The 24,525-nt window shown below is 52.2% G+C and carries 25 protein-coding genes; 2 read left to right on the forward strand and 23 right to left on the reverse strand.

The features are described 5' to 3' along the window. Nucleotides 1-57: 57 nt before the first annotated feature. The 16 genes from ureG to AC4GL5_RS05500 all read right to left on the reverse strand — a co-directional run bounded on the left by ureG (nucleotide 58) and on the right by AC4GL5_RS05500 (nucleotide 14,689). Nucleotides 58-705, reverse strand: a complete 648-nt coding sequence (ureG, locus tag AC4GL5_RS05425) for an urease accessory protein UreG (protein WP_490381775.1) — start codon at nucleotides 703-705, stop codon at nucleotides 58-60. 62 nt (nucleotides 706-767) lie between these two features. Next, the gene (locus AC4GL5_RS05430) at nucleotides 768-1,496 is read right to left on the reverse strand and encodes an urease accessory protein UreF (protein ID WP_490381776.1); all 729 of its coding nucleotides are present in this window, start codon (nucleotides 1,494-1,496) and stop codon (nucleotides 768-770) included. Further along, nucleotides 1,486-2,031 carry an urease accessory protein UreE gene (gene ureE, locus AC4GL5_RS05435; RefSeq protein WP_490381777.1) on the reverse strand — a complete coding sequence of 182 codons (546 nt, stop codon included), beginning with the start codon at nucleotides 2,029-2,031 and terminating at the stop codon, nucleotides 1,486-1,488. Before ureE ends, AC4GL5_RS05430 begins: the two co-directional genes overlap by 11 nt. A 33-nt stretch (nucleotides 2,032-2,064) precedes the next feature. Beyond that, entirely contained in the window at nucleotides 2,065-4,164 is a 2,100-nt protein-coding gene (gene ureC / locus AC4GL5_RS05440) for an urease subunit alpha (protein WP_490381778.1), read from the reverse strand. Nucleotides 4,165-4,176: 12 nt separating this feature from the next. Then, nucleotides 4,177-4,479, reverse strand: coding sequence for an urease subunit gamma (locus tag AC4GL5_RS05445; protein ID WP_028301608.1), 303 nt, complete (start codon nucleotides 4,477-4,479; stop codon nucleotides 4,177-4,179). Between the two features lie 97 nt (nucleotides 4,480-4,576). Next, the gene (locus AC4GL5_RS05450; protein ID WP_490381779.1) at nucleotides 4,577-5,497 is read right to left on the reverse strand and encodes an urease accessory protein UreD; all 921 of its coding nucleotides are present in this window, start codon (nucleotides 5,495-5,497) and stop codon (nucleotides 4,577-4,579) included. Nucleotides 5,498-5,689: 192 nt separating this feature from the next. Beyond that, nucleotides 5,690-6,418: an amino acid ABC transporter ATP-binding protein gene (locus AC4GL5_RS05455; RefSeq protein ID WP_490381780.1), complete on the reverse strand. Its 729-nt coding sequence runs from the start codon at nucleotides 6,416-6,418 to the stop codon at nucleotides 5,690-5,692. Further along, nucleotides 6,405-7,055 carry an amino acid ABC transporter permease gene (locus AC4GL5_RS05460; protein ID WP_490381781.1) on the reverse strand — a complete coding sequence of 217 codons (651 nt, stop codon included), beginning with the start codon at nucleotides 7,053-7,055 and terminating at the stop codon, nucleotides 6,405-6,407. The genes AC4GL5_RS05455 and AC4GL5_RS05460 overlap by 14 nt, the downstream gene beginning before the upstream one ends. Further along, nucleotides 7,052-7,726 (reverse strand): amino acid ABC transporter permease, encoded by a 675-nt coding sequence (locus tag AC4GL5_RS05465; protein WP_490381782.1) that lies wholly within the window; start codon nucleotides 7,724-7,726, stop codon nucleotides 7,052-7,054. Before AC4GL5_RS05465 ends, AC4GL5_RS05460 begins: the two co-directional genes overlap by 4 nt. A 16-nt stretch (nucleotides 7,727-7,742) precedes the next feature. Next, complete coding sequence (locus AC4GL5_RS05470; protein WP_490381783.1) at nucleotides 7,743-8,561, reverse strand: transporter substrate-binding domain-containing protein; 819 nt, start codon at nucleotides 8,559-8,561, stop codon at nucleotides 7,743-7,745. 217 nt (nucleotides 8,562-8,778) lie between these two features. After that, the gene (gene puuE / locus AC4GL5_RS05475) at nucleotides 8,779-9,702 is read right to left on the reverse strand and encodes an allantoinase PuuE (protein ID WP_490381784.1); all 924 of its coding nucleotides are present in this window, start codon (nucleotides 9,700-9,702) and stop codon (nucleotides 8,779-8,781) included. 2 nt (nucleotides 9,703-9,704) lie between these two features. Then, nucleotides 9,705-10,418 carry an aspartate/glutamate racemase family protein gene (locus AC4GL5_RS05480; protein ID WP_490381785.1) on the reverse strand — a complete coding sequence of 238 codons (714 nt, stop codon included), beginning with the start codon at nucleotides 10,416-10,418 and terminating at the stop codon, nucleotides 9,705-9,707. Nucleotides 10,419-10,433: 15 nt separating this feature from the next. After that, nucleotides 10,434-11,264 (reverse strand): ABC transporter permease, encoded by an 831-nt coding sequence (locus tag AC4GL5_RS05485; RefSeq protein ID WP_490381786.1) that lies wholly within the window; start codon nucleotides 11,262-11,264, stop codon nucleotides 10,434-10,436. 4 nt (nucleotides 11,265-11,268) lie between these two features. Next, nucleotides 11,269-12,123, reverse strand: coding sequence for an ABC transporter permease (locus AC4GL5_RS05490; protein ID WP_490381787.1), 855 nt, complete (start codon nucleotides 12,121-12,123; stop codon nucleotides 11,269-11,271). A gap of 68 nt (nucleotides 12,124-12,191) precedes the next feature. Next, nucleotides 12,192-13,538, reverse strand: a complete 1,347-nt coding sequence (locus tag AC4GL5_RS05495; protein ID WP_490381788.1) for an ABC transporter substrate-binding protein — start codon at nucleotides 13,536-13,538, stop codon at nucleotides 12,192-12,194. Between the two features lie 86 nt (nucleotides 13,539-13,624). Continuing rightward, a complete protein-coding gene (locus AC4GL5_RS05500) occupies nucleotides 13,625-14,689 on the reverse strand; it encodes an ABC transporter ATP-binding protein (protein WP_490381789.1) in 1,065 nt (354 codons plus the stop codon). A gap of 260 nt (nucleotides 14,690-14,949) precedes the next feature. Here AC4GL5_RS05500 and AC4GL5_RS05505 point away from each other — a divergent pair, with 260 nt between their 5' ends. Next, nucleotides 14,950-15,630, forward strand: a complete 681-nt coding sequence (locus AC4GL5_RS05505) for a GntR family transcriptional regulator (RefSeq protein WP_490381790.1) — start codon at nucleotides 14,950-14,952, stop codon at nucleotides 15,628-15,630. 127 nt (nucleotides 15,631-15,757) lie between these two features. On the opposite strand, the gene AC4GL5_RS05510 is transcribed toward AC4GL5_RS05505, so the two are convergent. Both AC4GL5_RS05510 and alc read right to left on the reverse strand, forming a co-directional pair. Continuing rightward, a complete protein-coding gene (locus AC4GL5_RS05510) occupies nucleotides 15,758-16,300 on the reverse strand; it encodes an ureidoglycolate lyase (RefSeq protein ID WP_417837673.1) in 543 nt (180 codons plus the stop codon). Between the two features lie 15 nt (nucleotides 16,301-16,315). After that, nucleotides 16,316-17,314 (reverse strand): allantoicase, encoded by a 999-nt coding sequence (gene alc / locus AC4GL5_RS05515; RefSeq protein WP_490381791.1) that lies wholly within the window; start codon nucleotides 17,312-17,314, stop codon nucleotides 16,316-16,318. A gap of 319 nt (nucleotides 17,315-17,633) precedes the next feature. Between alc and AC4GL5_RS05520 the strand changes: the two genes are divergently transcribed. Continuing rightward, on the forward strand, nucleotides 17,634-18,470 hold the full coding sequence (locus AC4GL5_RS05520; RefSeq protein ID WP_490381792.1) for a MurR/RpiR family transcriptional regulator: 837 nt from the start codon (nucleotides 17,634-17,636) through the stop codon (nucleotides 18,468-18,470). 96 nt (nucleotides 18,471-18,566) lie between these two features. Here AC4GL5_RS05520 and urtE read toward each other — a convergent pair whose 3' ends face one another. The 5 genes from urtE to urtA form a co-directional block, all read right to left on the reverse strand. Then, the gene (gene urtE / locus AC4GL5_RS05525; protein ID WP_490381793.1) at nucleotides 18,567-19,274 is read right to left on the reverse strand and encodes an urea ABC transporter ATP-binding subunit UrtE; all 708 of its coding nucleotides are present in this window, start codon (nucleotides 19,272-19,274) and stop codon (nucleotides 18,567-18,569) included. Next, nucleotides 19,271-20,116, reverse strand: a complete 846-nt coding sequence (gene urtD / locus AC4GL5_RS05530; RefSeq protein ID WP_490381794.1) for an urea ABC transporter ATP-binding protein UrtD — start codon at nucleotides 20,114-20,116, stop codon at nucleotides 19,271-19,273. The genes urtE and urtD overlap by 4 nt, the downstream gene beginning before the upstream one ends. Beyond that, nucleotides 20,113-21,309, reverse strand: coding sequence for an urea ABC transporter permease subunit UrtC (urtC, locus tag AC4GL5_RS05535; protein WP_490381863.1), 1,197 nt, complete (start codon nucleotides 21,307-21,309; stop codon nucleotides 20,113-20,115). The genes urtD and urtC overlap by 4 nt, the downstream gene beginning before the upstream one ends. A gap of 29 nt (nucleotides 21,310-21,338) precedes the next feature. Continuing rightward, nucleotides 21,339-22,964, reverse strand: coding sequence for an urea ABC transporter permease subunit UrtB (urtB, locus tag AC4GL5_RS05540; protein WP_490381795.1), 1,626 nt, complete (start codon nucleotides 22,962-22,964; stop codon nucleotides 21,339-21,341). A gap of 197 nt (nucleotides 22,965-23,161) precedes the next feature. Then, complete coding sequence (gene urtA / locus AC4GL5_RS05545) at nucleotides 23,162-24,448, reverse strand: urea ABC transporter substrate-binding protein (RefSeq protein WP_490381796.1); 1,287 nt, start codon at nucleotides 24,446-24,448, stop codon at nucleotides 23,162-23,164. Between the last annotated feature and the right edge of the window lie 77 nt (nucleotides 24,449-24,525).

The raw sequence follows: 24,525 nt of genomic DNA on the forward strand, positions 1-24,525 counted from the left end.
TGGAACTTGTTTGTTGTTGTGCGGATTCATCAGGTGATTGACGAATGTTCAGTCGGGTTAAACAACCGCTTTGGCGGGAGGAATCTCTTTTGACTCCAGCATGCCTTCGGTGACGATAAACTGAATGATCTGATCCAGCCCCTGGGCCTGTTTCAGATTAGAGAAAACAAAAGGACGATCACCGCGCATCAGTTTGGCATCGCGATCCATCACCTCAAGGGATGCACCGACAATCGGAGCCAGGTCGGTCTTGTTGATAATCAGCAGGTCGGATTTGGTGATACCAGGACCGCCTTTACGGGGAATTTTGTCTCCAGCGGATACGTCGATCACATAGAGGGTCAGGTCTGACAGTTCCGGGCTGAAAGTAGCACTCAGGTTGTCACCGCCACTTTCCACAAACACCACATCCAGAGCGCCGTGGCGCTCCACCAGCTGATCGATAGCCGCAAGGTTCATGGAGGCATCTTCACGAATGGCGGTATGCGGGCAGCCACCGGTTTCGACACCCAGAATCCGATCCGCACTCAGGGCTTCATGTTCAGTCAGAAATTTCGCATCTTCTTTGGTGTAAATATCATTGGTGACGACAGCAATGTCGTAGTGATCACGCAAAGCGGCGCACAGTGAACGCAGCAATGCTGTTTTACCGGAGCCCACCGGGCCGCCAACACCGACGCGCAGTGTCTGTTTAGGTTTTGTCATGACATATCCTCGTACTTAATTTCTTATCGTGAGACGCTTTCCGGCCTGATGGTGAACAGGGTTCAGGAGCGGAAAAGTCGTGAATACATGTGTTCGTGTTGTGAGCTGGCGATGGCTAAAGCAGGTAAGCCTGCGCCAATCGCTTCCTCAGAAATCTCTTCCGCCTGTTCGATGGCGGTTTCCAGCTCGGGTTGCAGAGCAACCAGCAACTGCTGTGCCTGTGTCTGCCCCAGCGGTACCAGCTTGGTAGCCGCTGCGATCTGGTTTTCCAGCCAGGACCAGAGAAAGCCGTTGGCTGCCGCCCGATAGGGGATCTGCCAAAGAGACGCGGCCAAAGCGAACAGGCAGACAAAGCTGACCGATTCACTCTTGCTGAAGGGCTGGGCCATCTGCAGGCTGTTCATCAGCCGCATCAGGGCTTCACCCATGGCGGTATCCGTCAGGGTTAGTTCGTGGGTTTCCCGACAGGCCAGTGTCAGCTCGTTGATGCGCTTTAGCTCTTTAATACACTTTGACTCGGGCCAGTCTTCCTGAGCGCAGGCCTGCATTGAGAGCCTGAGCAGAGGAATATCCGTGCCCGAAAGCCCCAGATGCAGCTGTTCCCGAACCCAGTGTTCCACCTGATCCGCTTTGCGAATCCAGCCCGCGTCTATGGCGTACTCCATGCCGTGAGAGAAGGCATAGCCTCCCACCGGCAGACTGACTGAGGCCAGATGCATCAGGCGCACCAGACTCAGATCGGTCATCGCTGGCGCTGCTGATCCAGAGGCGTTATCCGGCTCAGTGTTCATGGTGATGTCCGTGAGCGTGGTCATGCTCATGTTGATGAGAATGGCCGTGGCCATGTCCGTGATCATCTGAGTGCCCATGATCATGACCGTGGGAGTGCCCGCCGAGGCCCTTAAAGTAAGCACCGTTTTCCGGCACAAACACCGCTTCGGTATGCACTATGGTCAGCTCCAACAGCTCCAGCATCTCCTCCAGCACATGATCCGGTGTGATGCGCAGCCAGCGTTCACCGACCTGCAACTTCACATGCCGGTTGCCCAAGTGATAGCAGGCGCGGGCAAAGGTGTGCCAGTCATCGCAACGGGCTTCGGTGACGGGTTCTACCGCACCTTCTACTTTAACGATCTTGCCGCAGTGAGATTTCAGATATTCACCCACCTGCAGTGCGGTGCCGCGCTCCAGAAATACCCGGACTTCTTCTCCATCGGTACTGGTCAGGCGCAGGCGACCGCGATCCCGCTGCTCATGGTTCAGAGTTACTGTGGCATAGATAGGGCCTGCTTTTTCGGTGCCCAGTCGTTCGTAAATCTCAAGCATCTTGGTGCTCCTTTAAGAATTTTCCGGGCGTCATCAGAACAGGTTAAAGCGCTGGGCCAGCGGCAGTTCAGTCGCAGGCTCACAGGTCAGCAGTTCACCGTCAGCGCGTACCTCATAGGTTTGCGGGTCAACGGTGATATCCGGCTGCCAGTTGTTCAGCACCATGTCATTTTTGCTGATGTTGCGGGTATTACCGCAGGCTACCAGTTCACGGTTAAGGCCCAGTTTTTCCCGGATGCCGTTATCCAGCGCCGCTTTGGAGACAAAGGTGACGGAGGTTTGACTGGCGGCTTTGCCATGAGCACCGAACATAGGACGGTAGTGCACCGGTTGTGGCGTCGGGATGGAGGCGTTCGGATCGCCCATAGGGGCCGCGGCGATCATACCGCCCTTGATAATCATCGAAGGTTTGGTGGCGAAGAAGGCTGGTTTCCAAAGCACCAGATCTGCCAGCTTGCCCGGTTCAATGGAGCCGACTTCATGGGAAACACCGTGGGTAATCGCCGGGTTGATGGTGTACTTGGCGACATAACGACGGGCGCGGAAGTTATCGCAACCCACGTCCTTATCTTCCGGCAGCAGGCCAAACTGAGTCTTCATCTTGTGCGCGGTCTGCCAGGTGCGGGTCACCACTTCACCAACTCGGCCCATCGCCTGAGAATCGGAGGAGATCATAGAGAAGGCACCGCGATCGTGAAAAATATCTTCGGCAGCGATGGTTTCCTTACGGATACGGGAGTCAGCAAAGGCCACGTCTTCCGGAATCGAGCTGTCTAGGTGGTGACAGACCATCAGCATATCGAGGTGTTCATCCACCGTATTGACCGTGTAAGGGCGGGTCGGGTTGGTGGAGGAGGGCAGCACATTCGGGTAAGCACAGGCGCGAATAATATCCGGCGCGTGACCGCCACCAGCCCCTTCGGTGTGATAGGTGTGGATAACACGGCCTTTGAACGCGCCAATGGTGTCATCAACAAAACCGGATTCGTTCAGGGTGTCGGTATGGATCGCCACCTGCACATCATACTTTTCCGCCACGCTCAGGCAGCAGTCGATTGACGCCGGTGTTGTGCCCCAGTCTTCATGCAGCTTCAGACCGCAAACACCCGCTTCCAGCTGTTCTTCCAGCGCCTCTGGTTGGGACGCATTGCCCTTGCCCAGAAAGCCCAGATTCATTGGCATATCATCGGTACTTTGCAGCATCTTGCCGATATACCAGGGGCCCGGTGTACAGGTGGTCGCATTAGTACCGGTAGCTGGCCCTGTACCGCCGCCGATCATGGTGGTGACACCGCTCATCAGGGCTTCTTCGATCTGCTGCGGGCAGATAAAGTGAATATGAGCATCAATGCCGCCAGCGGTCAGAATCGAACCTTCCCCGGCGATCACCTCAGTACCCGGCCCAACGATGATATCCACATTGGCCTGAACATCCGGGTTACCGGCTTTACCGATCCGAACAATGCGACCGGCTTTGATACCCACATCACCTTTGACGATGCCCCAGTGATCCAGAATCACTGCGTTGGTGATCACCAGATCCATGGCACCTTCGCTGCCATCGGAGGGTTCGTTCACCTGCTGGCTCTGGCCCATGCCGTCACGGATCACCTTGCCGCCACCGAATTTCACTTCATCGCCATAAACGGTGAAATCTTTTTCTACCTGAATCCAGAGATCGGTATCGCCAAGCCGGACCTTGTCCCCTACGGTCGGGCCGAACATCTGGGCATAGGCGGTGCGGTCCATAGTGACAGATGAGGTTTCGGAACTGGAGTCCGAGCTACCTGACTCTTCAAGCGGGCCCATCACTTCACCGCGGAAGCCATAAATGGTTTTACTTCCGGCAAATTCTACCAGTTGCACTTCACGACCCTGACCGGGCTCGAAACGAACCGCTGTGCCGGAGGCTATATTCAGATGGAAGCCTTTGGCGGCTTCGCGATCAAAGCTCAGTGCCGGATTGGTTTCCGCAAAGTGATAATGGGAACCCACCTGAATCGGGCGGTCACCGGTGTTTTCGACCCGAAGGGTGATCACCTTGCGGCCTTCATTAAGCGTGATCTGCCCTGCTGCGGCTTTTACTTCGCCGGGGATAAAGAGGCCAGAGGTTAGTGAATCCTTATCAGTCATGGTGATCTCTCCTTAGCAGATAGGCTGATGAACGGTGACAAGCTTGGTGCCGTCGGGGAAGGTCGCTTCTACCTGAACCTCATGGATCAGTTCCGGCACGCCTTCCATCACCTGATCCGCATTAAGCAGGGTTTTGCCGTAGCTCATCAGCTCCGCTACGGTTTTTCCGTCACGGGCGCCTTCGATGATTTCCATAGTGATAAAGGCAACCGCCTCCGGATAATTCAGTTTCAGTCCACGGTTCAGGCGTCGTTCCGCCAGCAAGGCTGCGGTAAAGATCAGCAGCTTATCTTTCTCTCTTGGCAGTAGTTCCATAGTGACCTCTTGCAATGTGATCCTGACGGGCAGGTAATTTTTAATTCGGCGATTCAGCGTTTTGAATTCAGGCGCGTTTTGTTCAGGTATTGGTTACTCAGGTAGCCCAGATACGTGGCTCACAGGCATCGCGGTTGAGTAGTTCAGGGCGTACCTGTTTCCAGCATTCGATAAAGAGTTTGCGGGCTTTTTCCGAGCAGCGACCCAGATAGCGCACTATCACAAAGCCGTGATTCAGGGTGACGCCCGCGAGAAAATCCTCATCGAGGGATTTGTGCTGCTCGCAGCAATCCCGCAACCGGCGGATCAGGTTTTCCAGTACGGTTTCATCATCATTTAGTGGGGCATTAAAAGAGGGCGCATCGAATGGGCCGGCCACCATCATGGCGGTGATCGGATAACCTCTAAGACCTGCAAGGCTCTGCAGCATGCCGTTTTCCTGCTGATCGCCATCGACGACTAACCGTTCGCGCAGACAGAGCTTGCCATCGCGATAAATCTGCAGGTTTTGCTTCATCAGACTGCCGGGGGAAAAGGGTTGCTGACAGGCGGGCAGGCCGAGACTGGTGATCTCCCAGCCGATATAGCGGGCGTTTCCGGTCAGGTGAACCTGTGTATCCAGTTGCGTCATGGCACCGGGATAGATAATGCCTTCCAGTGGCAGCCATTCGAGGGAGGCATCATCTGCCAGATCAAAGCGCAGTATCTGATGCTGCAGGCTTTTATCAGCGCGTGCCTTATAAACCCGGCCTGCACCCGGCGTTGTAATCAGAGCAGAAGCTTGTTCATCCACATCGGCAGAGATGGTCAGGGTATCACCGGAAACCATGCCTCCCGGTGGATGCAGCAGATAGAGATGCGCCAGATTGCGCCCTTCAGGGTAAAAGGGCTTCTGCACATAAAGCGGGCCTTTATGTTCGCAACCTTTAAGGACTGAACCGCGCATTGTGCGGGCCAGCTTGAGTGCCAGTCGGGCTTCCCAATGGGAAGCCTGTGTTGTTATCACTGCCTGATTCATAGGGCTGTCTGTTTTATGTTTGCACTCTTTTGGTGCTTATTTTATTGGTTAAGATTTCTTGGTGCGCTTTATTGGTTGGCTAACCTACTGTTTTTATTGGGTTTTATTTTTTCTGGCGCACTGTAAATGGCTTTCTGTAACCTGTTGATGCAAATTCCCGACCAACTTTCGGTGTTTGGGATCCGGGGAATGCTAGAGAACAGCATCAATAAATTTCTGCAGTTCCGGCGTTTTGGGAGCGGCAAATACTTCCTTGGCATCACCGGATTCCCATATTTTTCCCTGATGCATAAAGATCACGCGATCTCCCACATCTCTTGCGAAATTCATCTCGTGCGTGACCAGCACAAGAGTCATGCCCTCTGCCGCCAGCTCTTCCAGAACATTCAGAACATCGCCAACCAGTTCCGGATCAAGGGCCGAGGTAATTTCATCGCACAGCAGCACCTTAGGCTGCATCGCCAGAGATCGGGCGATGGCAACCCTCTGCTGCTGTCCGCCTGATAACTCCTGAGGGTAGCTTGTGGCTTTATCTTTCAGTCCTACTTTTTCAAGCACCTGAAGCGCTAAGGCATCGGCTTTTTCCGCAGAGATTTTGCGAACCAGTTTGGGGGCCAGAGTAATGTTCTGGCTCACGGTCAGGTGTGGAAACAGGTTGAAACTTTGAAAGACCATGCCCACGCTTTTGCTCAGCTTTCTGATCTGTTCTTCGTCACTGGTCACCTCCATCTGGTCAACAGTGATGCCGCCTTTGTCATAGCCTTCCAGACCATTGATGCAACGAAGCAGAGTGCTTTTGCCTGAGCCACTTCGGCCAATAATAGAGATAACCTCACCGGCTTTAATTTTCAGATCGACACCTTTGAGTACATGGTTGTCGCCGTAATATTTATGAACGTTATCGATACTAACCAGTGACATTGAGTTTTCTCTCCAGATGACGGCTGGCTACAGATAGCGGGTAGCACAGCAGGAAATAGATCAGCGCAACCATGCCAAATACTTTGAAGGGTTCGAAGGTTGCGTTGTTGAGCATGGTTCCGGCTTTGGTTAATTCGACAAAGCCAATGATTGAGGCCAGAGCGGTGCCTTTAACGATCTGCACTGAAAATCCGACGGTAGGGGCTACGGCCACCTTCAATGCCTGAGGCAAAATAATGTGTCGCATGATTTCGAAGTAGCTGAGACCTAGGCAGCGTGAGGCCTCCCATTGGCCTTTGGGGAGTGATTCAATACAGCCACGCCAGATTTCAGACAGAAAGGCGCTACTGAACAGCGTCAGCGCCAGAGCTGCTGCTGTCCAGGGCGAGACATCGATGCCCAGAAGCGACAAGCCAAAAAAGACCAGAAACAGCTGCATCAGCAGAGGGGTACCCTGAAATAACTCGACATAAAGGCGGGCGACTTTGACTAATGCGGTTCTGCTGCTGATCTGCAGAAACGTTAAAATCAGGCCAACAGTTGCGCCGCCTAAAAAGGCGATCAGGGATAAAACAACCGTCCAGCGTGCGGCAAGAATCAGCGCCTGAAAGATATCCCAGTTGGTAAATTCATTCATCGTTGTGCCCTCAGATTAGGGAAGACAAGATAGTGAATCCCGTTAAAGAGCTGGCGCATTCCGATAGAGAGCAGAAGATAAACACCGGCCACCACAAAATAGACTTCAAAGCTCAGGAAGTTTCGGGATTGGATAAAGTTCGCGGCAAAGGTGAGTTCCTGAACCGAAATCTGTGACAGCACCGCAGATCCCAGCATGACGATGATGCACTGGCTGGTCAGAGCGGGATAAATTTTCTGAATAGCAGGCGGCAGTACGACGCGAACAAAGGTCTGAAAACGGGTTAGTCCAAGCACTTTAGCCGCTTCAATCTGGCCTTTTGGGGTTGCCTCAATACCCGCCCGGATAATCTCTGTACTGTAGGCTCCAAGGTTAATCACCATGGCCAGTACCCCCGCTTCCCAGGCTGATAATCTCAGCCCCAGTGCCGGCAGCCCAAAGAAGATAAAAAACAGCTGAACGATAAAGGGCGTGTTACGGATCAGTTCGACATAAACGCCAACGGCTTTGGATTTCAAAGAGGATTGCCCTGCCCGAGCTGCCGCACATAGGGTGCCTAAAAGGCACCCCAGAACGGTCGTTATCAGGGTAATCACAACGGTGGTAACAAGCCCATCCACCAGATTTTGCAGGTAGGGCAACAGGCCAGAAAACTGAAAGTTGTATGCCATGATGACTACCCCTTACTTACTTCAGCTCTTCAGGAAGGGGGGCCTTGAACCACTTAATCGACAGCTCATCAAGTTTCCCGCTTTGAATACCCTGAGCGACCAGCGTGTTCACTTTGCTCAACAGTTCTGGCTCGCTTTTGCGCATACCGATGTAGCAGGGTGAGTTTTTGATCATGAATTTGGATACCAGATCGCGGTTGGATTGACGCTCAGCGATTTTGGCTGCGACCAGGTTACCGGTGGCAATAAACTCGACCTGACCGGAAAGGTAGGCCGAAATTGTGGTGTTGTTGTCTTCGAAGCGCTGAATGGTGACAGAGTCAGGCGCTACCTTGGTCAGCTCCAGATCTTCAACAGAGCCTCGGGTGACACCGACAACTTTTCCGGCAAGATCGGCCGGAGATTTAACGGTGGCCTCGCTTTCACCAAAAACACCCAGGAAGAAAGGCGCATAGGCGCGGGAAAAGTCGACGACTTTCTCACGCTCAGCATTTTTTCCCATGCTGGAGATCACCAGATCCACTTTACCGGTTTGCAGATAAGGAATTCGGTTCGCACTGGTAACGGGAACCAGCTTAAGTTTCAGCTTCATGCTCTCAGCCAGAAATGCAGCCATGTCCACATCGTAGCCGACCGGTTGCAGATCCTTTCCAACAGAGCCAAAAGGTGGGAAGTCCTGTGGTACTGCAACCACCAGCTCCCCCCGTTCCTGAATTGTTGAAAGTTGATTGGCCTGAGCATTCAGGGCCGCTAACGATAGAGTCACAGCGCCAACAAGTTTGATGCAGTTACCCAGAAGGGATTTTCCGTTGCGAAAGAGTTTTGTTGCTTTCATTGTGCATAGCCTCTTTTGTTTCATTTGTGTTTTTCTTTGAATCATTTGTTTCATAGATAAAGCAATGAAGAGGCCATGTTTTTTAACTGTTTGAAATGTAAGGGGTATTTTTATTTTCTTAGCGTATTGAAAAAAATAAACAACGCAAAATGCACCGATGTTGTGCTTTGAGGGCAACATCAGTGCATGGTGAGATATCTTGGTGTGTTTTTAAGCTTTAGCTCGGAGCCGGATGCTCTTTTATCCAGTGGTTTGCGATATCAACCCTTCGGGTGATCCAGATATCGTCAAAGCTTTGCAGGTAATCCAGAAAGCGTTGCAGGGCGCGGAAGCGTCCGGGTTTACCGATCAGGCGACAGTGCAAGCCGATGGACATCATTGCCGGGCGTGTTGCTCCTTCTTCATACATCACATCAAAGCTGTCCTTCAGATAGCGGTAGAATTCATCACCCTCAGAAAATCCCTGAGAGGATGAGAAGCGCATATCGTTACAGTCCAGCGTGTAGGGGATAACCAGATGCTGTCGGGTTTCACCGGTTGAGGTTGTAACCGGAGTCCAGAAAGGCAGGTCATCGCCATAGTAATCGGAGTCATACAGAAAGCCTCCATGCTCAACAACCAGCTGACGGGTGTTGGGAGAGTCCCGTCCTGTGTACCAGCCCAGAGGCGTTTCCCCTGTCATCTGTTCCAGCATACGAACGGCTTCTTTCATGTGTTCCCGCTCGATATGTTCCGGCATGTCCTGATAGTGAATCCAGCGCAGGCCATGGCAGGCGATTTCGTGGCCCTGATCTATAAAAGCCTGGGTCACTTCAGGGTTTCTTGCCAGTGCCATCGCAACGCCAAAAATGGTCATGGGCAGCTGACGCTTTTCAAACTCTCTGAGGATGCGCCATACCCCGACACGGGAGCCGTACTCGTACAACGACTCCATGCTCATATGGCGGCTTGTGTAAGGCTGGGCTCCGGCTATTTCCGACAGAAAGGTTTCGGCATGGGGGTCGCCGTGAAGTACAGAATTTTCACCGCCTTCCTCATAATTGAGTACGAACTGAACCGCCAGTTTGGCCTGGTTGGGCCAGTTGGCATTAGGCGGGTTAGCGCCGTAACCCTTCATATCTCTGGGATAATTGCTACTCATCCTTATTCACCTGCTGTCGTTTTATCTTCAGCGGGCTGATAGGTGCAGTGCTTGCTGGTGGATAGTCCGCAACGCAGCAGGCCTTCGATCAGACTGATACCTGCTCTGACGCCATCAATCACCGGAACCTGCAGGGCATCCTGCAACTTCTTTTGCAGAATGGTCAGGCCGGCACAGCCGAGAACCAGTACCTCCGATTCATCCTGTTCCAGAATCTGCTGGCAACGTTGCAGCAGAATCGGGAACCATTCCGGTTCGAGAAATTTTTCCAGATCAAGCACAGGTGTTTTCATGGCATGTACACCCCGGCAGTGGGTGGCAAAGCCATATTGATGGGCATTACGCTCCAGAATATGCACCGACTTCTGTTGTGCTGTCAGCACCGAAAAGCCTGCGCCTAAAAGGGTTGCTGTGTGCATGGCGGCTTCACCGATACCCAGAACCGGAGCGGGTGTGATCTCACGGCAGGCATCAAGACCGGTGTCGTCTGCACAGGCGATCAGATAACCCTGTGATGGGTTGCTTTGCAGGCTTTTCAGTACGCCTACGGTGGCAAGAGCGCCATCATAAAAACCTTCCACACTGGCAACGCCTGAAGGCGCGCAGACAACCTTCAGCTGGGTATCATTCAGGGCTACCTGTTGGCAGCTGGTTTCAATAACCTGGCGCATCGCTTTGCTGGTGTTGGGGTTTATAACGCAAATGGTCTGTGACATAGATATTCCGATGGCTTAGTTAAGGGTTTTAGCCCGATGCTTTTTCAGCAGGTGAACAGCAAACATGGCGCAAAAGATCAGACTGAAAGAGAACAGAGTGGTAACCGTACCCAATGCATAGAGCACAGGAGAGGTGACGTTGGTGGTCATGCCGTAGATCTCCAGCGGCAAGGTGTTATAGGTGCCGGAGGTCATCAGTGTGCGGGCAAACTCGTCATAGGAGAGGGTGAAGCCAAACAGGCTGACACCGATCAGACTCGGCAGAACCAGAGGAAATACCACAAAACGGAAGGTCTGCCAGGAGGTTGCACCCATATCCATAGCCGCAGCTTCATAGCTGCGGTTAAAGCGGTTGAATACCGCAAACATAATCAGCAGGCCAAAGGGCAGCGTCCAGGTCAGATGAGCACCAAAAGCCGAGGTGTACCAGGTTGGTGCAATACCCAAACGGTCAAACATGATGCCGATCCCCAGGCTGATCAGAATAGAGGGCAGGATCAGGCTAACCAGAGAGAGATAAAACAGTGCATCACTGCCTTTAAATTTGCGGCGATATGCCAGGCCTGCCAGTAGTGAAAATGCCGCGGTGCAGATCATGACCGCAAAACCCAGCAATACAGAGCGGAACAAAGAGCCGCCAAAATCACCCACCTGCTGGGGTTCAAACAGCTGACGGAACCAGTGGAGTGACACCCCGTTCATCGGGAAAGTCAGGCCACCGTTAGGGCCCTGGAATGACAAAATGGCAATGGTCACTGTCGGTCCGTAAAGAAAGACCAGAAATAGCATAAAAAACAGAGTCAGAGGCACAAAGCCCGGCTTATGTCGTTGGTTAATGCGAGCCATGGTTTTACAGCTCCTTCTTGATATTGATAAAGCGGAACATCACGCTGAGCATAATCAGCACGGTTCCCAGCAGGACGATGGCGTTTGCGGCAGCCGCAGGGTATTGCAGCAGAGAGATCTCATTGCGGATCAGAACGCCCACGGAAGCACTCAGACCCCCGCTCATCATAGTGACGGTAATAAAGTCGCCCATCACCAGCGTCATCACGAAGATGGAGCCGATCGCCAGACCGGATTTGCACAGCGGCAGAATAACGTGGGTAATGGTTTGAAAAGCGCTGGCGCCGGAGTCGATGGCGGCCTCTACCAGATTGCGGTCGATACGCATCATAGAGTTAAAAACGGGAACAACCACAAACAGGGTATACAGGTGAACAAAGGCCAGAATGACACTGAAATCACTGTACAACAGCCACTCGATGGGCTCGTCGATAATGTGGGTTTCCAGTAAGGCTGAATTCACCAGACCGTTGCGCCCCAGTAACGGAATCCAGGAGATCATACGGATGATATTGGATGTCAGGAACGGTACCGTACAGGCGATAAACAGCAGGCTCTGTACGAAGGAATTTTTGACATAAAAAGCGATGTAATAAGCCACCGTAAAACCGATCAGCAAGGTGATGATCAGTGTTGAAACGGCATAGAACAGAGTCTTCAGATATGCGCTGTAAGTCACCGATGATGTCAGAAGAAATTCATAGTTTTCAGTAATAAAATCCGGCAGAAGCCGGTAAGAATCGTAATCCCAGAAGCTCACCACAAAGATGGTCAGAATCGGGAAAAGCAAAAATAACAAAATAACCAGAGCCAGCGGTGCGGCCTGAAAGTAACTGATGTATCGAGAAAAAAAGCGCATTGAATCTGCTCCGATAAATTGAGGCGGGAGGCCGTAGCCCCCGCCTTATCTCTGATGGCTGTATCGCGTTAAGAGGCGATAAACTCATTCCATTTTCTGAGCATGTACTTGTTTTCATCCATGACAGAGTTCCAGCAGGCCACGGAGCTCATACGCTCCCAGTAAGAGCCACCGTCACGCACCGCACCGGCTTTTTCCATCACCTTACCTTCAGGACTCAGAATGTCGCCCTGTGCCGGTTTACCTTCAATCCAGTAACCCCATTCATCAGCCGTCATATACTGTTTTGAGGTGGACGGTGCCGCAGAGTAGTAGCCCTGACGGTTCAGGTAAGCACCGACCCAACCAGACAGATACCAGTCGATATATTCATAAGCGGCATCCAGCTCAATACCACTCAGATGCTTCGCAAGACCGATACCACCGCCCCATGAACGGTAACCTTCCTGTAGTGGTTGATAGCGGCACTCGATACCCTTTGAGCGAACCGCGGCAACTGCCGGAGACCACATAGACTGAATCACCACTTCACCGGAAGACATCAGGTTGACGGACTCATCAAAGCTCTTCCAGAACGCACGGAACTGACCCTGTGATTTGGCTTCTTTCAGAATGGCGATGGTTTGGTCGATCTCAGCACGGGTCATGTTGCCTTTGTCGGCGTATTTGATCTCACCCATGGATTCGCAAATCATCGCGGCATCCATAATGCCGATGGCCGGAATGTTCAGAATGGAAGTCTTACCACGGAATGCCGGGTCCATAATGTCACGCCAGTTGGTAATCGGGCGGCCGACCAGATCCGGACGAATACCCAGCGTGTCTGCGTTATAAATAGTCGGAACCAGCGTCATCCAGCGGGTTGGGTTATCCGCAAACTCAGTCGAGTTTGCGCCTTCAACAAAACCGACAGTATGAGGGGCGGTGCCCTGAGCGATCACAGAATCCGGGGTCAGCTTACCGTTGATGAAAAGCGGTGCGATCTTGTCGAAGTTTTTCAGACGGTGAGTATCCATCGCCTGCATGGTGCCGGCCGGGAAAACCTTCTTACAGATCCAGTATTCGATATCGGCAATGTCGAAAGAGCGGGGCTGAGTCACGGTGCGCTGTGCTACGGCATCGGAATCCAGAGCGGTTAATTCCAGATTGATACCCAGATCTTCCTTGGCTTTCTGCGCGATGGCATTGAGGTTAGAAACCCCGGTACCAAACTGACGCAGTGTGATGTTTTTGATGTTCTGTGCCCAGATCATCGGAAAGCCAGTAATGGCTCCTGACCCAACGGCAGCACCACTTAAAGCACCTGCGGCTTTAATAAAGGTGCGGCGTGACATACCTTTTTTTTCTGGCGTTGTTGAAACCGTTTCTGTTTCGGCTCCGGTAACTTCGCTTGGGTTTTTCACATCATCTTTCATAACAGCCTCTCTGGCATATTGAGTTGTTTTATCTAGGGTTAACTCTTGTTGTTATTGCTGGTGTTTTTTTGGGACCGCTTATTGAGTTATTGCAGGGGGTTCAGTTGATCGTTTTGCCATCCCAGATAGGCGGTATCACCGGGGCTAAAGGGGTGGCTGAGAAAGTCCGAGTCATTCTGGTAAACAGAAAGACAAAACTGATCGCCAAGCTGACACTTCAGATGGATGTAGCTGCCGAGGTACTCCACATCTTCGATACGGGCCGATGTTTCCAGAGCGCCTGCAAAGGGGGTGGGAGCGATCTGAATACGGTCGCAGCGTAGCGAAACTGTCCGCTCCAGTGATTCATCTGAGTGAAGTGCCGGTGGCAGTTCGATGCTGACGGCCTGGTCCGGGCTGAAGCGGTTTGCTTCCTGCTTACCGGTAATGATGTTGTGACCACCAATAAAGCTGGCTACAAAGGCTGTTTTTGGTCGGGTAAAGATGCCGACAGGGGTGTCCACCTGCTCAATATGGCCATGGTTCATCACCACCACCTGATCCGACAGCGCAAAGGCCTCTTCCTGAGAGTGGGTCACATGGATAAAGGTGATCCCCAGCTTCTGCTGGATACGCTTGAGTTCGGTACGCATTTTGGCACGCAGAAAGGGGTCAAGTGCCGACAGAGGTTCATCCAGCAGGATCACTTCCGGTTCGTTAATCAGGGCTCGGGCCAGGGCAACACGCTGCTGCTGACCACCGGACATCTGCTCCGGAAACGCTTCTGCAAAATTCCCCATATTCACCAGATCCAGCATCTTGCGTGCCCGGTTATGGCGCTCTTCTTTCGATACACCGCTAATCTTCAGACTGAAAGCCACGTTATCCAGGCTGTTGAGATGTGGGAAAAGTGCATAGTTCTGGAACATTAGTGCCGTGCCCCGCTCTCTCGGAGGCAGGTCAGTAACGTTACGGTTGTTCAGCAGAATGTCACCTTCGGAAGCGGCTTCGTGACCAGCGATCATGCGTAGCGTTGTGGATTTACCGCAACCACTGGGGCCCAGAAGACAGCAATAGCTGCCGCCGGGAATTTTCAGATTGATCTCTTTTACCGCCAGACTCTCGTCGTAACGCTTGGATACCCCAACTAGCTCAACAGAACCTTTACTCATAGCTTTTTCCAAATTGTTAGCAATCTTTGGTTCTTCTGTTAGCGATAAGTGTGCCAAACAATTCAACGTGTTTATAACGGGTTGTTTTTATTAGATTTGTTGATTAAATGAGGCCTGTAAAGGTGTTTTTAAGCTGTTTTTATGCACTTAAATTGTGCTTTATGCTCTGTGATAGGGCGTTATTAAAGTGCTTTTCAGTGATGATTGTTCAACTATTTTTGCTATAATTGTTAACAATTTAGGCTGATGAGGATGTTTTAATGGCGACCAGAGCCCAGCAGGAAGTGCAGCGTATTGTTGATGCGATCGCGGCTGCGATCTATGAACATCGCCTGCCACCAGGAGCCCGATTAACAGAAGCTAAGCTGGTAGACGTGCTCAGCGCAAACCGTAACCATGTCCGTGCAGCACTGCAGAAGTTATCGGTTGAGTATAAGGTGGTTGATATCTTCCCTAACCGGGGGGCCTTCGTCGCCCAGCCCACTGTTGAAGAGGCAAAAGATGTTTTTGATGCCCGCTGCGTGCTGGAAAAGGGTATCGTTTCTCTTGCTGTGGGTAAGCTCACGCCTTCACACAAACAACATCTTCAGAAACAGCTGGAAAAAGAAGCAGAAGCCATTCGCCATGGCGACCGCCGTGATATGGTGCGCGAGTCGGGGGCTTTCCACAGTTTGCTGGCGGATATTGCCGGTAATCAGGTATTGGCCGAGTTGCTCAGTCATCTGATTTTGCGCTCATCCCTGATTATTGCCTTGTACCAGCCAACGTCAGATGTGAAGTGCTCCTTACATGAGCATGAGGCTTTGCTTGAAGCGATATTCTCCGGTGATCATGAGGCAGCCAGTGCTCAGATGGGACGTCATATTCATGGTATTCAGGAGCATCTGCCGTTGAAAAACCGTGAGGTTGAGATCGATCTTGAAAAGGCGCTCAGTTTTTAAGTCCGAATCTCCAGTTCTTAATGTCTGCGCATAAAAAAAGCAGATACGAATCGCTTCGTATCTGCTAAAAACATTGCCTTGCGGGCAATGAAGGGTGTGTCCCGTTAAAGGTCAGTCTGTTCAGATGTTAAGAGGGCAGAGATGATGGATAAGCAATCCACACGTCTGAATCCGGACGTTGTATTTCATTGCAGTTATCTTTGTCTCCCTGGCGATCTACCACCAGCAACTCATCATCATCTTCCAGGGTGATCAGCGGGTAGTGCCATGTGCCTGCTGCGTAATTAACACCCTGTGATCCATCGCTGATAAATAACGCGAGATCACCTTGTTCCACGGCCTGTGCCGAAGCCGCAACAAGAATCAGAAAGGGTCTGCCTTTCAATGGAATAAATGCCTGAGAGCCAAAGGGATGCTGCTCCATCATCTCTACCCGAAACGGAAAAGCATTCGCGACGGGTTTACGGAAAATACTGATAATGGCCCGCCCGTCTTCCGGCCCTGTCTCGACATTAGCCATTTGGTGATAGCGCTCGGTACTGCCGCCATTGATCAGAAAATGCGTATGCTGTTTCCGGTCAATCACCTCGCCATAAGGCGCAAAAGCTTCTGCTGTCAGCAGCTGAGGTTGCAGTGACTTTGACGTTGATTCGGGTGTCAGACGGGACATAGCGTTATTCCTCTGTTATTCCCCGATGGTGCCCAGAACACGAATGCGACTGACGCCACCATCCGGGAAAATATTCAGCCGAATATGGCTCACCCGGCCCAGCTGTTTCAGTTGATCCCGGAAGTGATGCTCGCTGTCCATGCTCAGTTTCTGTGACGGCAACAGCTCTTCCCAATACAGGCTCTGTGCCGGTAGCTGCTCATCAGTGCCGCCCTCAACAAAGCCTGCCTGAATTGAGCAGGAGTCGGGGAAGTTGCCTTTAAAGTGGCAGGTATCAATCAACACTTCTTCAATCTTGCCGGGGTGGCCCAGGGCAATAATCACCCAGTCATAACCCGGTGTACGGCGTCGGGCGGTTTCCCAGCCGTCACCCATATTCACACCGCGCCCCGGATTCAACAGGTTGCTGATGGTGCCGTAATGCTCATCGGAACAGGCCAGGGCACGGCCCCCATTAAGAACCGATGCCAGATCTGTTAACTCAGCTGTGGCGTGTTTTTCCCAATCTTTATAGGGGCGGCCATAGCAACGGAAACGGGCTACACCGCCATCGGGGAAGATATTCAGCTTGAGATGAGTCCAGGGTTGTTCCTGATTCAGGCACTCAAACAGGTTGTGACTGTCACCCTGCAGGTTGCTATCTGACAGAATTTTGGTCCACTGGGTGTTCGCATCCGGCTCCGCATTTGGGCTGAAGCAAGCTTCAACCGATGCTGAAGGCGGATAATTACCGGTGAAGAACTGAGTGTCGATATCACAGGCTTCAATAAAGCCGGGTGCGCCCAGTTTAATAATGGCGTAATCGAAGCCGGAGGAACGCTTTCGACGGCTCTCCCAGCCATCCATCCATTTACCGTTATCATCGTAAACCCCCTCTTTCCACACAGGTGGCTCGGGGTTCAGCATACGGTTGGCTTCTGCAAACCAGTCATCAGTCACATAAACAACCTGAGTACCTAGGCGGGCGTCGGTCAGGTTGGTGTGGTAGCGATATTTAGAGAGTTCCTGTGTCATCTTGGCTTCCATTGAAACTTTTGATTCATTTTGATTTTTGATTGCAACAACGGTGCCACTATCAGATGGAGATTCAGGCGGACGGGTTTTATCGCTTTTGACGGCACACGAAGCCGCTTTTTTAAGAAAAAGCATCGGGTTTTATGCATTAAACTGGGGCGAATAAGGCGAGGTTTGTACGGTTTTGCACCTGATTGGAACAAAAGTTTCTTTGTGAAATTTTTGTTGCAAAGAAAACGCTGCCGGTGGCTCTTTTTTAGGTAAGATAGCGAGAGTCATCTTATAAAGTTCGAACCGCAGTCAGTAAGGGAGATATCAATTGGCAGACCTGATTGAGATTATTCAGCGTGAATACAGCGAGTTTTCCCCCAGCGAGCGGCGTATTGCTAACTTTATTCTCAGTCATCAGGATGATCTGGCGACCTACAACTCTGTTGAACTCAGTAAAGAGTGTCAGACCTCAAAAGCGACCATCAGTCGTTTGTTCAAACGCTTGGGGTTTAAGAGTTTCCGCGATGCCCGAAATGCCATGCGGGATCTTCGGCGTGCCGGTGTGCCTATGGCTCGTGATGCTTCTCTTAATAATGAGTCGCTGACCAGCCAGCATTTTGCTTCTGAGATCAGTAATATTGAGCGGCTGCAGAGTTTGTTGCAGCATCAGCCTTTGGATCAGATTGTTAGTGCACTGTCAGAGGCCAGGAAGATCGCTGTAATCGGTTTTCGTAACGCTTATCCTGTGGCGCTGCATCTCAGACAGCAGCTGATACAGAGCAGAGATCAGGTCAACCTGCTGCCTCAACCGGGACAAACCCTCGGGGAGGATCTGGTTGATTACGGGGATAACGATCTTGTGGTGGTGATGGCTTTTCATCGCCGTCCGGAAGTGACCAAGCGTCTGATTCAGGTGCTTTCTGATCATCCTGCCCGGGTCATTATTTTTGCTGAAGAAAATAGCGGGCTGAACTGTCGTGGCTCGGATTGGCTGTTTGAGATTCCGTTAGAAACGGTGTCGGCTTTTGACAGCTACGCCTTACCCATGAGTATGGTCAGCCTGCTGAGTAATCAGGTCTTCCATCGTCGACTGGAGCAAGGTCAGCAGCGGGTTACCGCGATTAATCAGCTCTATGATGAGTTGAATGAACTGGATCTGAGCTGATAAAGAAAAGCGGGAGCCCAGCTCCCGCTTCAGGTCGAACCGGCTAACGGCATTTATTCAACCGGCTAACGGCACTTATTCAACCCGCTGAGGGCTTTAAACCGCCAGATACTGACGGATCAGCTCATCATTCAGGTTGGCCATTTTGTCGCTGGCAACCACCCGGCCTTTTTCCATCAGACGGAACTCTTTACCCACCCTGCGGGCAAAGCCCAGTTTCTGCTCTACCAGAATCACGGTTAGTCCTTCCTCCTCATTAAGCTTGAGGATGACATCACCGATCTGCTTTACGATGTTGGGCTGAATACCTTCGTTGGGTTCATCCAGAATCAGCACCTTGGGTTCCAGAACCAAGGCCCGTCCAATGGCCAGTTGTTGCTGTTGGCCACCGGACAGGTCGCCACCGCGACGATGCAGCATCTCTTTCAGTACCGGAAACAGCTCGAAGATTTTTTCCGGAATGTCACCTGAGGTATCTCCGGTTCGGCTTTTACGCACCGGCAGGCCGATACGCAGGTTCTCTTCCACGGTAAGCATGGGGAAAATGTCCCGCCCTTGTGGCACATAACCGATACCACCGGGGGCGCGGTTTTCAGCACTTTGGGTGTGCAGAGGCTTTCCGTCTAACAGAATCTCACCACTTGAGATCGGCAGTAGTCCCATCAGGCATTTCAGCAGCGTGGTTTTACCCACACCGTTCCGACCCATAATGCAGGTGCAGGAACCGGCTTCGATATCCAGATTCAGATCCCACAGAATCTGGGTTCCGCCATAGAGCTGATTCACATTGTTAATGGCGATCATGCTTCTTCCCCCAGATAAACTTCGATCACATCTTTATTGCTCTGTATCTGATCCATAGTGCCTTCGGCCAGCACTGAGCCCTGGTGCAATACGGTGACAGTGCGGGCAATGCTGCGCACAAACTCCATATCATGTTCCACCACGATAACCGTGTGTTTGCCCGCCAGAGACTGCAGCAATTCTGCGGTGCGTTCAGTCTCTTCAGCGGTCATACCGGCAACGGGTTCATCAATCAGCAGCAGGCGGGGTTCAGCCATCAGCAGCATGCCGATCTCCAGCCACTGCTTCTGGCCGTGGGAGAGGGCTCCTGCTGCCATAAAACGCTGTTCTTTCAGGCCGATAACGCCTAACACATGATCGATACGGTCGATCTCGCTGGGAGTGAGTCTGGCCATCAGCACCGGTAACACTTTCTTGCTGGTTTTCAGGGACAGCTCCAGATTGTCGAACACGGTATGGGCTTCAAACACCGTGGGTTTCTGAAACTTACGACCGATGCCAAGCTCGGCTATAGCGGGCTCCTGATGCTCCAGCAAATTGTGATTCTGGCCGAAATAGACACTACCGGAATCCGGTTTGGTTTTACCGGTAATCACATCCATCAGAGTGGTTTTACCCGCACCGTTGGCGCCGATCAGGCAGCGCAGTTCACCATCATTGATATAAAGGTTGAGATTGTTGAGTGCCTTAAAGCCATCGAAGCTCAGATTGAGGTCTTCCACATAGAGAATCATCTGATGGGAAACATCGATCTTTTTCTCAGCGGGCATCAGAAAAGGCCACACCTGATCCCGGCGCATCAGCTCTTTTCCGCTCTCTTTCAGTTGGGTCAGGGCGCTCATGAATGAACCTCCTTGGGCTGATGATTTGCGCGTGTTTGTATAGTCGGTGCTTGGCTTTTGGATGTTGGGCTTTTAGGTGAGGTGTCCAGGCGCTGTTTCAGCTGATCGAAAACACCCATCAGACCTTTCGGTAGATACAGGGTGACGAGCACGAAGAGAGCGCCCAGCGCGAACAGCCAGCCGTCCGGCATAATGGCGGTGAAGCGTGTCTTGGCGTAATTCACCAGCAGGGCTCCGATAATGGCACCGATCAGCGTGCCCCGGCCGCCAACGGCCACCCAGATCACGATCTCAATAGAGTTGATTGGTGAGAATTCACCGGGATTGATAATGCCCACCTGAGGAACATAAAGTGCCCCGGCGATTGCTGCGATCACGGCGGAGTAGACAAACAGCCAAACCTTGTAGGTATCGGTACGGTAACCAAGAAAACGGGCGCGGGCTTCACCATCACGAATCGCAACCACCACCTTGCCGAGACGGGATTTCATAATCCAGTGGCTGGTGATCAGTGTCAGTGACAGCAGCAAAGCCGTGGTGACAAAAAGACCAATTCGGGTGCTGTCTGCCTGCAGGTCAAAGCCGAGCAGATCTTTAAAGTCGGTCAGGCCGTTGTTGCCGCCAAAGCCCATCTCGTTGCGGAAGAACGCGAGCATCAGGGCGTAGGTCAGCGCCTGCGTCATAATGGAAAGGTAAACCCCGGTCACCCGTGAGCGGAACGCCAGCCAGCCAAAGATATAGGCCAGAACACCGGGAACCAGAAGCGCCATCAGCATGGCGAACCAGAACTGATCCATGCCCAGCCAGAACCAGGGCAGCTCTTTCCAGTCCAGAAACACCATAAAGTCCGGCAGTTCCGGGTGACCGTAGACACCACGATCACCGATCTGACGCATCAGATACATCCCCATGCCGTAGCCGCCCAGTGCGAAGAAAGCACCATGGCCCAGACTGAGAATACCGCAATAGCCCCAGATCACATCCACCGCCAGGGCCAGCATGGCGTAGCTCAGATACTTGCCCAGCAGGGTGATGCTGTAGGTGCTGACATGTAGTGCCGAAGATTCCGGCAACAGCAGGTTAGACGCGGAAGCCAGTGCCGTAACCAGTAGCAGGATGATGACAAAAGGTGCCACCCGACCACCGGGTTGTCCCCGGTCTTTGAACAGAGGATTAAACAGAGATTGCATCATAGCGGGCATGCTCTTGATATCGGAGGTACTCATTCTGCAGCCCTCCCTTTTTGCGGGAAGAGGCCTTTAGGACGTTTCTGGATAAAGAGGATGATAAAGACCAGAACCAGAATGCTGGCCAGAACCGCACCGGTAACAGGTTCCAGGAACTTGTTGGCGATACCCAGGGAGAAGGCTGCCACCAGCGTACCCAGCAGGTTGCCCACGCCACCAAACACCACCACCATAAAGGAGTCGATGATGTAAGCCTGACCCAGATTCGGACCTACATTGGTCAGCTGACTCAGAGCGACACCGGCGATACCAGCGATACCGGAACCCAGTCCAAAGGTCAGAGCATCGACACGGGCGGAGCGAACACCCATGGCCCGGGCCATATCACGGTTCTGCGAAACGGCACGAACATTCAGACCCAGATTGGTTTTCTTCAGAATCATCTGCAGCAGGAAGAAAACGATCAGGGCAAACGCCAGAATATAAAGGCGGTTCAGGGTCAGAGAGAGCACAGGGTTGATTTCAAGGGAGCCGCTCATCCACTCTGGGGAAGCCACCTGACGGTTCAGGGGGGAGAAGATGGTTCGCACCAGCTGCTGCAGAATCAGGCTGATACCAAAGGTTGCCAGCAGGGTTTCCAGTGGGCGGCCATGAAGGTGACGAATCACACCCCGTTCAATGGCAATACCCATCAGGCCGGAAACCACAAAGGCCGCCGGAATCGCAACCCAGAGGGAGTATTCGATATGGTTCGGCATCATCAGCTGAACCACATAAGTGGTGTAAGCCCCCAGCATAATCATCTCACCGTGGGCCATGTTGATCACGCCCATCACACCAAAGGTGATGGCAAGGCCGATGGCGGCCAGCAGCAGAACAGAGCCCAGGCTCAGGCCGAAAAACAGCTGATCGATAAAGGCGTAAAATTCGATTTTGTCTTCAATTCCCACAAGGGCTTTTGCGGCCGCTGCGCTAACGCTCTTGTGGTAGTCACTGTGCTCCGGTGACATGGTGGCGTAGCGGTTCAGCAGAATGCGCACATCATTTTCCAGACTGCTTTCCAGCGTCTGAATAGCGTTCAGTTTATCCACAGCCTCAGGCGCGTTGCTGAGCTTGTGGATCGCCAGCGCCAGATCCATCACCTCTTTGACCTGATTATTGGCTTCGGTCAGGCGGCGTTCGCTGATCATGGAAACTGTGTCGGCATCCAGATCCGACAGTAGGCTGCGCACTGCACTTTCACGCACAGCAGCGGACTGTGATGACAGTTGCAGGCGGGCAATTGCGCCTCTGAGGTGGCTGCGAAGTCTGTTGTTGACCCGAATCTTCTTGATGGCGCTTTTCTTAAGGGCCGGTAACGGCTCGCCATCCAGCATACGGACAAAGCGGGTCTCTCCGTTCTGCTCATTAACGGCGATGACCTGGCGGTCGGCTTTGATGTAATAAAGATCACCACCTAGCATGGCCTGAAAAACCGGCAGCACCCGGTCTGAGCCGGTTGCTTCAAGTTGCTCAAGAACAGGGATCGCCTTGGTCAGACTTTTTTCGGTCAGTTCAGCCAGCAGGGGCTGAATTTGGGTTGAGTTGGCCAGAGCAGGCTGGGCCAGCGCAAAGCTCAGCCAAACGCTTAGCAACGCACAAAGAGAGAGAAATCGTTTCACAACAGGACTCCAGAAAACGGCGGTCACTTTTCGTTGTTTGTGCTCTGGCTTTCCGGTGGTTCATCTGTTTCGGGAGGCGAAGAACCGGAAGAAAGAGAGCAGAAAAGTGACCGCGAAAAACCTGAAATCCTTGTGAAGGGCAAGGATTTCAGGAGTTACCGCAGGACTGCTCAAAAGAGCAGTCGGTGTGAAGAGGATTAGTAGTTCTGGCCGGAGCAGGTACGGGTTACGACGTTGTAGTTGCCGCAGGTTACCGGAGCTGTCCAGTCAGAGATCAGGTCTTTGGAACCCGGCAGGAAGTCAGACCACGCATCACCCGGTACGACACCTTCGGTTTCCCAAACCACTTCGAACTGACCGTTGTCCTGAATCTCACCGATCAGAACCGGCTTGCTCAGGTGGTGGTTCTTGTTCATCTTGGCGATGCCGCCCGTCAGGTTAGGGGTTGTCTGGCCGATCATCGCCTGCTCTACCGCATCAACATCTGTGGTGCCGGCTTTTTGTACGGCCTGAGTCCACATCTTGAAGCCGATATAGGTCGCTTCCATCGGATCGTTTGTTACCCGCTTGGAATCACCGATAAAGGACTTCCAGTTTTTGATGAACTCTGCGTTTGCCTCGGTATCCACGCTCTGGAAGTAGTTCCAGGCTGCCAGATGGCCAACAAGCGGTTTGGTATCGATACCGGAAAGTTCTTCTTCACCCACAGAGAAGGCAACAACCGGGATATCTTCAGAAGAGATGCCCTGATTACCCAGCTCTTTGTAGAAAGGAACGTTGGCGTCACCGTTGATGGTCGAAACCACAGCGGTCTTTTTACCCATGCTGCCGAACTTGCTGATATCGGAAACGATGGACTGCCAGTCGGAGTGACCAAATGGCGTGTAATTCACCATGATGTCTTTTTCAGCCACACCTTTGGATTTCAGGTAGGCTTCCAGAATCTTGTTGGTGGTACGTGGATAAACATAGTCGGTGCCCGCCAGAACCCAACGCTCAACTTCCAGTTCATTCATCAGGTAATCCACAGCCGGAATCGCCTGCTGGTTTGGCGCAGCACCAGTGTAGAAAACGTTTTTGGAAGACTCTTCGCCTTCGTACTGAACCGGATAGAACATCAGACCGTTCAGCTCTTCCAGAACCGGCAGAGCAGATTTACGGGAAACAGAAGTCCAGCTGCCGAAGATCACATCAACCTTCTCTTTAGTCAGCAGCTCACGGGCCTTTTCAGCAAACAGGGGCCAGTTAGAAGCCGGGTCAACCACAACCGCTTCCAGCTGTTTACCCAGCAGACCGCCTTTCTTGTTCTGCTCTTCCACCATCATCAGAACGGTGTCTTTCAGTGTGGTTTCACTGATCGCCATCGTACCGGACAGAGAGTGCAGAACACCGACCTTGATTGTATCTGCTGCCAGCGTACCGAAACTCACCAGACTGGTGCCCATTGCCAGAGCTACACCTGCAACCATCGTTTTCATTTTCATGCTGTACCTTCCCGTGCCAATCGAAATGTTGGGATGCTTTTTTTAATGCATCGTCTGAAGTTGATTCGATTATTGGG

Source organism: Oceanospirillum sp., from assembly GCF_982874595.1.

Excerpts from the sequence above, each read along its gene's own strand:
- ureG (WP_490381775.1), bottom strand. The coding sequence starts at position 705 with ATGACAAAACCTAAACAGACACTGCGCGTCGGTGTTGGCGGCCCGGTG.
- AC4GL5_RS05430 (WP_490381776.1), bottom strand. The coding sequence starts at position 1,496 with ATGAACACTGAGCCGGATAACGCCTCTGGATCAGCAGCGCCAGCGATG.
- ureE (WP_490381777.1), bottom strand. The coding sequence starts at position 2,031 with ATGCTTGAGATTTACGAACGACTGGGCACCGAAAAAGCAGGCCCTATC.
- ureC (WP_490381778.1), bottom strand. The coding sequence starts at position 4,164 with ATGACTGATAAGGATTCACTAACCTCTGGCCTCTTTATCCCCGGCGAA.
- AC4GL5_RS05445 (WP_028301608.1), bottom strand. The coding sequence starts at position 4,479 with ATGGAACTACTGCCAAGAGAGAAAGATAAGCTGCTGATCTTTACCGCA.
- AC4GL5_RS05450 (WP_490381779.1), bottom strand. The coding sequence starts at position 5,497 with ATGAATCAGGCAGTGATAACAACACAGGCTTCCCATTGGGAAGCCCGA.
- AC4GL5_RS05455 (WP_490381780.1), bottom strand. The coding sequence starts at position 6,418 with ATGTCACTGGTTAGTATCGATAACGTTCATAAATATTACGGCGACAAC.
- AC4GL5_RS05460 (WP_490381781.1), bottom strand. The coding sequence starts at position 7,055 with ATGAATGAATTTACCAACTGGGATATCTTTCAGGCGCTGATTCTTGCC.
- AC4GL5_RS05465 (WP_490381782.1), bottom strand. The coding sequence starts at position 7,726 with ATGGCATACAACTTTCAGTTTTCTGGCCTGTTGCCCTACCTGCAAAAT.
- AC4GL5_RS05470 (WP_490381783.1), bottom strand. The coding sequence starts at position 8,561 with ATGAAAGCAACAAAACTCTTTCGCAACGGAAAATCCCTTCTGGGTAAC.
- puuE (WP_490381784.1), bottom strand. The coding sequence starts at position 9,702 with ATGAGTAGCAATTATCCCAGAGATATGAAGGGTTACGGCGCTAACCCG.
- AC4GL5_RS05480 (WP_490381785.1), bottom strand. The coding sequence starts at position 10,418 with ATGTCACAGACCATTTGCGTTATAAACCCCAACACCAGCAAAGCGATG.
- AC4GL5_RS05485 (WP_490381786.1), bottom strand. The coding sequence starts at position 11,264 with ATGGCTCGCATTAACCAACGACATAAGCCGGGCTTTGTGCCTCTGACT.
- AC4GL5_RS05490 (WP_490381787.1), bottom strand. The coding sequence starts at position 12,123 with ATGCGCTTTTTTTCTCGATACATCAGTTACTTTCAGGCCGCACCGCTG.
- AC4GL5_RS05495 (WP_490381788.1), bottom strand. The coding sequence starts at position 13,538 with ATGAAAGATGATGTGAAAAACCCAAGCGAAGTTACCGGAGCCGAAACA.
- AC4GL5_RS05500 (WP_490381789.1), bottom strand. The coding sequence starts at position 14,689 with ATGAGTAAAGGTTCTGTTGAGCTAGTTGGGGTATCCAAGCGTTACGAC.
- AC4GL5_RS05505 (WP_490381790.1), top strand. The coding sequence starts at position 14,950 with ATGGCGACCAGAGCCCAGCAGGAAGTGCAGCGTATTGTTGATGCGATC.
- AC4GL5_RS05510 (WP_417837673.1), bottom strand. The coding sequence starts at position 16,300 with ATGTCCCGTCTGACACCCGAATCAACGTCAAAGTCACTGCAACCTCAG.
- alc (WP_490381791.1), bottom strand. The coding sequence starts at position 17,314 with ATGACACAGGAACTCTCTAAATATCGCTACCACACCAACCTGACCGAC.
- urtE (WP_490381793.1), bottom strand. The coding sequence starts at position 19,274 with ATGATCGCCATTAACAATGTGAATCAGCTCTATGGCGGAACCCAGATT.
- urtD (WP_490381794.1), bottom strand. The coding sequence starts at position 20,116 with ATGAGCGCCCTGACCCAACTGAAAGAGAGCGGAAAAGAGCTGATGCGC.
- urtC (WP_490381863.1), bottom strand. The coding sequence starts at position 21,309 with ATGATGCAATCTCTGTTTAATCCTCTGTTCAAAGACCGGGGACAACCC.
- urtA (WP_490381796.1), bottom strand. The coding sequence starts at position 24,448 with ATGAAAATGAAAACGATGGTTGCAGGTGTAGCTCTGGCAATGGGCACC.